The organism is Chengkuizengella marina (genome assembly GCF_009910845.1).
GTDB lineage: Bacteria > Bacillota > Bacilli > Paenibacillales > KCTC-33759 > Chengkuizengella > Chengkuizengella marina.
On the sequence record NZ_SIJB01000036.1, the window covers coordinates 37,701 to 46,487 of the forward strand.

8 protein-coding genes and 1 pseudogene are annotated in these 8,787 nt (G+C 32.5%); 4 read left to right on the forward strand and 5 right to left on the reverse strand.

The genetic code is table 11. The features are described 5' to 3' along the window. Window positions 1-9 precede the first annotated feature (9 nt). A complete protein-coding gene (locus ERL59_RS17400) occupies window positions 10-945 on the reverse strand; it encodes an ABC transporter ATP-binding protein (RefSeq protein WP_160647519.1) in 936 nt (311 codons plus the stop codon). Between the two features lie 199 nt (window positions 946-1,144). On the opposite strand from ERL59_RS17400, the gene ERL59_RS17405 reads away from it, so the two are divergent. Beyond that, the gene (locus ERL59_RS17405; protein ID WP_160647520.1) at window positions 1,145-2,305 is read left to right on the forward strand and encodes a sensor histidine kinase; all 1,161 of its coding nucleotides are present in this window, start codon (window positions 1,145-1,147) and stop codon (window positions 2,303-2,305) included. A 1-nt stretch (window position 2,306) separates the two neighbouring features. Next, window positions 2,307-2,960 carry a response regulator transcription factor gene (locus ERL59_RS17410; RefSeq protein ID WP_160647521.1) on the forward strand — a complete coding sequence of 218 codons (654 nt, stop codon included), beginning with the start codon at window positions 2,307-2,309 and terminating at the stop codon, window positions 2,958-2,960. 9 nt (window positions 2,961-2,969) lie between these two features. Here ERL59_RS17410 and ERL59_RS17415 read toward each other — a convergent pair whose 3' ends face one another. The 4 genes from ERL59_RS17415 to ERL59_RS17430 all read right to left on the reverse strand — a co-directional run bounded on the left by ERL59_RS17415 (window position 2,970) and on the right by ERL59_RS17430 (window position 7,596). Further along, window positions 2,970-3,761, reverse strand: coding sequence for an SDR family oxidoreductase (locus tag ERL59_RS17415; RefSeq protein WP_160647522.1), 792 nt, complete (start codon window positions 3,759-3,761; stop codon window positions 2,970-2,972). Between the two features lie 108 nt (window positions 3,762-3,869). Beyond that, window positions 3,870-6,032, reverse strand: a complete 2,163-nt coding sequence (locus ERL59_RS17420; RefSeq protein WP_160647523.1) for a TRAP transporter permease — start codon at window positions 6,030-6,032, stop codon at window positions 3,870-3,872. Between the two features lie 21 nt (window positions 6,033-6,053). After that, a complete protein-coding gene (locus ERL59_RS17425) occupies window positions 6,054-6,533 on the reverse strand; it encodes a DUF1850 domain-containing protein (RefSeq protein WP_160647524.1) in 480 nt (159 codons plus the stop codon). Window positions 6,534-6,564: 31 nt separating this feature from the next. Continuing rightward, window positions 6,565-7,596, reverse strand: coding sequence for a TAXI family TRAP transporter solute-binding subunit (locus ERL59_RS17430; protein WP_160647525.1), 1,032 nt, complete (start codon window positions 7,594-7,596; stop codon window positions 6,565-6,567). 223 nt (window positions 7,597-7,819) lie between these two features. On the opposite strand from ERL59_RS17430, the pseudogene ERL59_RS17435 reads away from it, so the two are divergent. Next, window positions 7,820-8,035 (forward strand): annotated as a pseudogene (locus tag ERL59_RS17435) (DUF1054 family protein); the annotation flags it as partial. Between the two features lie 62 nt (window positions 8,036-8,097). Further along, window positions 8,098-8,712 (forward strand): YktB family protein, encoded by a 615-nt coding sequence (locus ERL59_RS17440; RefSeq protein WP_160647527.1) that lies wholly within the window; start codon window positions 8,098-8,100, stop codon window positions 8,710-8,712. The last annotated feature ends 75 nt before the right edge of the window (window positions 8,713-8,787 follow it).

The window sequence follows — 8,787 nt, forward strand, 5'->3', positions numbered from 1 at the left end:
TAACTCCTCCTAATCCCTTAAAGTGCGACCTGTTAGTGATAAAAATAACGATTCTAAATTAGGTTCTTCCCTTTGCAAAGTTTGGATTTTTACATCATGTTTGGATAAAATGAATAAAATATCTTGCAAGTAAGTTTGTGAAGAATTTATAAATATTTCAATTGTCTGCTCAGTTGCTGTAACTTCTTTTATTTGAGGATGTACATCTAATTCAAAAATGGCTTCACTAGGAATATGATCTACAAAGAGTGTTATCTTTTCATCCTGTTTATTTTGATCTTTTAATTCTTGTACTGAACCCAAAGCAATCAATCGACCAGAATCTATGATCCCTACCCTTGTACAAATAGATTCAATCTCTTCCATATAATGACTTGTATAAATAATGGTAGAACCCATTTCGTTTAATTTTTTTACAGATTCTAAAATATGATTGCGGGATTGAGGGTCAATACCTACTGTAGGTTCATCCATGATGATTAACTTTGGTTGGTGAACTATAGCACAAGCGATGTTTAACCTTCTTTTCATTCCTCCTGAAAATTTTTCAGGTCTTTCATTTTGTCGATCTGTTAACCCAACAAATTGTAAAGCCTCATTTACTTTATTTTTTAAATCCTTACCTCTTAAACCATATAATTTTCCGAAAAACAATATATTTTCTCTTGCACTTAAGTTTTCATATATCGCTAATTCCTGAGGAACTAAACCCAGTCTTTTTTTAACCTCAATTGGATTTGAATTCACAGATATACCATCTACATATATTTGACCTTGATCCATTTTTAATAACCCACAAATCATTTTAATCGCTGAGCTTTTACCTGCTCCATTTGGTCCAAGTAATCCAAATATTTCGTATTTATCAACCTTAAAGCTTAAATGATCTACTGATATCAAATCATCATAACGTTTCACCACTTTTTCACATTGAATAAAAGTCATTTTTGTTCAACTCCTTTATTCTATAGTAGCTTATTGAAAATAAATCCACACCTAGATCAAGTCATATAATCTTCATGACAAAAGTCACTTTCCTCATTTCACCTAATAAATATGTTCTATGTTATAATTTCATCAAAGTCTTTCATTATGAAATGATATATCAGCTTATTATAAAATTTTATGTTAAGAGGTATATAATTTGAAATATCAGCTTTCAGTGTTTCACTATCTGTTTATCATTATCACGGCACTTGGTACCTTATTTCTAAACACAGAAATTGATGCCCCCATTTTTACTTTATTCATTTTATTACTTATTTTTATAAAACAAGCGAAAAACTATTACAGCTCAACTAAACTACTTCCTTGGTTTATTTTAATAGAAACAGGATATATTTTTTGGTTAAACTACCAATTTCAAGGCATCTTATTCATTCTTTTTTTTATTACTATTTCTTCAATCTTTAGGCTTAAATCTAAGCTTCAGTGGTTTTTTATCATAGGTCAATGGATATTATTAAATTTCTTACTAATTCAACAACCACCTAGTCTTCTCCTTGTAATGAATCTATTATATGTAATGACTTCCTTATTGTATTGGAACATTCATTCATTAACATATAAACAAAAAGATATGACATATTTATATGATCAGTTAAGAGGTAAACACTATGAATTAGAGGCTGCTAGGAAAAGAATTAAAGAATATGCTTCCGAAGTAGAAAAAATGGCACAAATAGAAGAGCGCAATCGAATATCTAAAGAAATTCATGATGAACTCGGCCATCAACTAATTCGAGCAAAAATGATGATGGAAGCAGCTTTGCCGCTCGTACAAGATCACCCCAAAAAGAGTATGATTTTACTTGAACAAATAAAGGACCAGCTTTCGAATAATATGGAAACTTTACGTAAAACAGTTCGAAATATGAAACCAGATGATCATAAAATTCATCAATATTCCTTAAATTATTTAATTGATCAGTTTGCAAAAAGCTGTAATATAAAAATTCAATATGATGTGAAAGGACTAGCCTATCCATTATATCCAAGTGCAGAATTAACATTATATAGAAACGTACAAGAAGCAATGACAAATGCTGTGAAACATGCTCATGCGACTGAAATAAATATCAGATTGGAATTCCACACTCATTTTATTGAATTTTTAATAAGTAATAATGGAGAAATGCCTATGAAAAAGTTAAGAAAAGGACTAGGTTTAAGAGGGATGGAAGAACGGATAGAATTATTAGGCGGAGAGATGTCTATTGAATCTTCTAATTTATTTATCGTAAACATGAGGCTTCCACGGAAATATATTGAGATTCAACAAACAAATGAACGGAGTGAGTTGTAACATGATCCATCTATTAATCGTTGATGATGACCCCTTTATAAGAGAGAGTCTACAAATCATTTTTGAGAACTATGCAGAAAACGAGATTAAGGTTTTGGGAACATGTTCAAATGGAAAAGAAGCTTTAAGTTTCATCAAACAAAATCCTAAAGTTAACATTGTATTAATGGATGTTAGAATGCCTATTTGTGATGGAGTAGAAGGAACTAAAATCATCAAACAAAACTTTTCTAATGTGGCAATACTCATTTTAACCACATTTGACGATGATGAATATATAATTCAAGCTTTAAAAAATGGTGCAAATGGCTATATGATGAAAAATATTCCACCTAAGCAAATTATTGAAGGAATAAAATCCGTAATGCAAGGAAACCTTCTCATCCATCCCAATATAGCAAAGAAACTAACTAGTTTTTTACAACATAAACCTAACCCTGTTCCAAAAGATAAGATTCTGGAATCCTATCAATTGTCAAAAACTGAACAAAAAATAATAGAACAAATTTCTGAAGGTTTATCAAATAAAGAAATTGCAGAAGTATTATTTTTAAGTGAAGGCACAATTAAAAACTATATCACTACGATTTTACATAAGCTTTCATTAAGGGATCGAACACAAATTGCTATTTTTTATTTAAAAAATAAAGGTTGATTGGAAAACTCAATATGCTTTAACCATTCCTCCATCAATAACAAAGGATTGTCCAGTCACATAAGTATTTGCACCTGAAGCCAAGAAAACTACCATTTTTGCAAACTCTGACGGTTCTCCATAACGTCCAAGTGGAATAGATGCTTCAATTCCTGATTTAATTTCTTCTATTGTTTTACCTTGCTTTTCTGCAAGTATTCCATCTAATTGTGCTAATCTATCTGTGCCAATTCTCCCCGGACCCACTGTATTGATTAAAATATTATCAGATGCAAGCTCTTGTGATAAACTTTTTGCTAGTCCAACAATACCAGTACGAAACGTATTAGATAGAATCAGGTTATCTATGGGTTGTTTTATGGAAGAAGAGGCAAAGTTTATAATATGACCATGCTGTTGTTTTTTCATATAAGGTAATACTTCACGAATCGTTCGAATAAAACTTAATAGATTTAATTCAAAAGCATATAACCAATCCTCATCAGTCATTTGATCAAATGTTCCAGCTGGAGGTCCACCTGCATTATTTATTAATACGTCCACCGTGCCAAAGCTCTCTACAGCTTTATTGACCATTCGTTTTATATCATCTATTTTTGTAATATCACAAACGAGAAAATGTACATTCTTGTTTCCTGTTTCCTTTTCTATATCATGCTTCGTTTTTGCTAACTCCTCCTCATTTCGACTTGATATAATAACATATGCCCCTTCTTTTGCAAATTCCAGTGCCGTTGCTTTACCTAGTCCTTTACTGCCTGCTGTAATAATTACCGATTTCCCTTTCAAGTTTAAATCCACTTTCTATCATCCTTTCAATTCCAACTAACTTATATTATTCAATATAACATAATTTAGATTTTTCCATTAAAAAGAGTTATTTATAATGGAAAAAATGTGTGAACTCCATTATTTTGAGGAAATAGTAGGTGTTGAATTTATGCCTTTGGAATAAGTATTTATAAATAAAACCATGAGAAAAACAGCTACTCCAATAAGATTAATAACCACTCCATTAGGATAAATAAGAAATAACGCTCCTGCTCCTGAGCAAAATCTTAACCAAATAGGAATTTTCTTTAAAAAATAACCTTCTGCAGATACAGATAATAAGAACACACCCATTACTGTTGTCAAAATGATCATAAACAATTTTAATGGCGTGAAGTCTATCATTAATATCTCATGTGAAAATACAAATATAAAAGGCACTATAAATCCTGCAATAGCTAGTTTCATAGCATTAAACCCAGTCCTAGTTGGATCTCCTCCACTTATACCTGCTCCTGCAAAAGCTGCCAGTGCAACAGGAGGTGTGATATTCGCAAAGATACCAAAGTAAAAAACAAACATATGCGCAACAAATATGGCTGTCTCTGGTGAACCTGCAAGCTCCCTAAATAAAGGTAACTGCAAAAGAATAGGTGCAGCCATTGTACTTGTAATCACATAAGTAGGTATACTTGGCAAACCCATTCCGAGAATAATAGAGGTAAGCATTGTTAATAACAGTGTAATGATCAACTGTATAAGTGGACTCTCAACTACAGATCCAATACTAACTACACTATTTGCAATTTCAAGGGCAATTCCTGTTAATGATGCTATACCCACTATGATTCCTACAGCCCCACAGGCTATCGCTACAGGGATTGTAGTTTTCGCCCCGTCTTCAAGTGCATTCAAACAATCTTTTAACTCCATTTCCTCAGACTGTAACTTTAAATTTTTCCTTAATATATTTATAACTAAAGGTATCAATATAATGAGTAGTAACTCCCACCAATCTTTTCTTAATGTTGGAATAGACTGACCATTAAACACTGTTAATATTTGCGATTGAAAAATCATAAATATTGAAATTCCTGTAATCATAGGTAGAAGCTGCTTTGATCCCGAAATGACAATATTGGCTATAATCGACCAGAACGCAGCGTAAAAAGGAGTTTTACCAGAAAATAATAAGTATAATAAAATGATCATAGGTATAATAAGATGTCCACGCTCAATCAATACCTCTTTAACAGTAGGCAGTTCTTTTTTAGGTAACCCTGTAAGACCTTGTTTTGCAGCTCGAAAATGCACCTGTAATAAAATACCAATATAAAATAATAAAGCAGGAATAATTCCGGCAAGAATGATTTTTGTATATGGAATGTTCAAATTTTCAGCCATGATAAAAGCAGCGGCTCCCATGATTGGAGGTAAGATTTGTCCACCAACACTTGCAGCAGACTCAACCGCCCCAGCAAAGTTTTTGTGATAGCCTATTTTTTTCATGAGTGGTATTGTAAATGTACCTGTTGTTACTACATTCGCAATAGCAGATCCATTAATGGAGCCAAGAAACCCACTTGCAATAACTGCTACTTTAGCTGGTCCTCCCTTTGTATGTCCAGCGACTGCCATTGCTAGATCATTAAATAATCTCCCTAACCCTGATCGACTTAAAAACGCTCCAAATAATATAAATAAAATAATGTAACTAGCAGAAATACCTATCGCTGTACCAAGAATTCCTTCCGTTATGAACACCAAATGAGCAATGATGCTCTTAGAAACTATGAGTACTTTATTAAAGGTTAACTCAGGATATATAGACAATTTCACATAAAAACCGTATAGTAGGAACCCTGAAGCAAGTAATGTTAATCCCATTCCTGTTATTCTTCTTGTTATTTCTAACAATAAAATGAGGATGACAATCCCAATAATAAAATCAAAATTATTGATTCTACCCCCAGACTCGATAATTCTCTCAGCTGTTAGAATCATATAAATACCTGTAAACATGGTTACACCAGCAAATATATAATCCATGATTAGTACCTTGTTTTTATTGCTTTTTTTTATAAACGGATAAAGAACAAACCCTATAGTCATCAGTATAAAAAGGTGGATGCTTCTCTGCTTCACATCAACAAATGGTCCTGCGTAAGATGTATACAAATGAAATATTGATATACCAATCAGAAATACTGCAATTAAAAATGTTATCTTTTTCCCTAAATGACTTCTTACATTACTTTCACGATCGAGATCTTCAACTGGTTGTTGTAATTCTTTATCCACATACTCACCTCACAATAATATTTAAGGAATAATTTGAAAATCTATTTTTTTAATGTAACCCGACATCATGTCTATCAACTTCAATTGTTCAACTTTAATATGATAAGCCGTATCCACTTTGTTTAACTCTAGTATGCTGTCTTTAAAATAAACTCGATGATGTGTCTCATTACCAGTTTGAATGACAAGTTCATCACCGATCTGGCGATTAATATCTATCATATAAACCCACCCATCTTTCAAATATGAGTGTGTTCCTGCATTACTAGGAACTCCAGCTCCAAAAGTTTTAAACCTAGTGGAGTTTAACATAATAGAAGTACCTTCTATCTCAAAAAACTCTTCCCATTCTTCCAGTTCAACCGAATGAATCCAACGAATGGAAAATTCATTAAAATTGTGAGTATAAAACTTATAGCTAATTTCATTGTCACTTTGTATAAATAAAACAGTCACTGGAAAAAAAAACAAAATGCACAACAAAATTAAGATTATAATCATCAAAATATTTTTCAACTTATAGCTAGTCAAATTACTCTAACATTCCTTGTTCTTTATAAAACATCTCTGCACCTGGATGAATAGGGGCAATGAGTCCTTTTGCAATATCATTTCTATTCAATTGTTTTAAAGCTCCTACTGATACTCCTTCAGAACCAAGATATTCATAATAATGTTTTGCTAAATCGTAAACCAACTCATCTTTCAGATTAGAAGGTACAACTAACATGTTTTGAATTCCAACCGTTTTCACTTCATTATCTAAGCTATATTTTACTTCGTCTCCTGCCGGTATATTATTTTCTTTATAGAATGGATATTTTTCCATAAGCTTACTAGCTACTTCTCCCTTAATTTCAACAAAAGTTATATCCACGGATTGCATTAAATCTGTAATATTACTGTTTGGAATACCTGAGGTGAAAAACGCTGCATCTAAATTGCCATTTTTCATCTCTTGAACACTATCAGCATAACCTGTATGTGTTACTTTAGATAAGTCATCATAAATTAATCCTGCAGCCTCTAAAACCTTTAGAGCACTTTGCTCAACCCCGGAACCTACTTTACCTACCCCTACTTTTTTACCTTTTAGGTCATCAATAGACTGGATAGCACTGTCCTTTGTAGCTACTACTTGAACAACATTTTGATACATTCCTGCAAATGCCTTTAAATCAACCTTATTGTTTACAAATTGACCTGTACCATTTAATGCATCATATGCTACATCACTCATCACAATGGCAAATTGATTGATACCATCCTGAATGTTTTGAATATTTGCTACAGAAGCACCTGTAGCCGCCACAGTTACATTTTTTATATAATCACTTTGCTCAAATATGGGTTTTAATGCTCCTCCAATTGGGTAATAGGTCCCTGAAGTTCCCCCCGTTCCAAATACAATAGCTTGTGCTTCATCAATCAAATTTTGTTCCTCATTCTCTTTTTCTTCAGTTGCCCCGTTTGGTTTTGTATTTGTTTTTTCAGTTGTTCCTCCACAAGCAGCAATGAATAAGCTAAATATGAATAAATAGATAAGTACCCCACTTTTTTTCATTTGTATTCCCCTTCCTTACATCTCTATTCTCATTCATATTCATGATAGCGATTACAAAGATATAATGAAATGTATTGGTCATATTGATGATTTTGGTCATTTTGTTTTCAGAAGAATGCATGTTGAATACTAAAATAAGAAAACTTGTCCCAAATCTTAAAATAAGATATATTTACTTGAAAGCTATGAAAATATAAAATTGTGAAATTTTGGAGGGTTACATATGTCATTTCAAGGATTTACTAATGAAGATTTTAATGTCTTTACCATAGATGGTTTGGAGCCAAGAATGGAAGCTTTAATTAAACATGTTCGACCTAAATTAGAGTGGTTAGGGGGAGAAATCGCACCATATTTATCAGCGGTTACTGGGGAGGAAATGTTTCCACATGTCGCAAAACATGCTAGAAGAACGGTCAATCCACCCAATGATACATGGTTCGTTCACTAATAACAACAACAAATATAAGTGAAAATTTAAACGAAAGGGGATTATTTATAATGACTTTTAAAGGATTTAAAAAACATGATTTTGATACATTTAATATAGAAGGTCTTGACGAAAGAATGAGTGCAATAAGGGAAAGAATTCAACCGAAATTTAAGGTGATTGGGGACGAATTGACTGGCGACCTTTCCGCAATGATCGGAAGTGAAATGTTTTTACATATAGCGAAGCACGCACGACGAAGCGTCAATGCGCCCAATGACACTTGGTTAGCGATAGCAGCGAATAAAAGAGGATATAAAAAACATCCTCATTTTCAAATTGGATTGTTTGACTCTCATGTTTTCATTTGGCTCGCGTTCATTTATGAATTGCCGAATAAATCGGACATAGCAAAAATATTCTTGGATAATATCGAAATGATTAATGACGTTCCAAACGACTTCGTTATTTCCCAAGACCATATGAAAAAAGAAGCGTATACAATAAAAGAAATTGAGATTGAAAAATCACTTGAACGTTTCCGTGATGTGAAGAAAGTTGAATTTTTAATTGGACGACATATTTCTTCAACAGACCCAATTCTGAAGGACGAAACTAAATTCATGGATTATGTAAAGGAAACATTCGAAACACTTATTCCGTTATATTTACTTTCGTATAAATAAAAAAAGGCGTTGAACCGAATCGGTTCAACGCCTTTTTTTATTGCTTGCTTCGCTTCCCTATTAATCCAGTTTTTA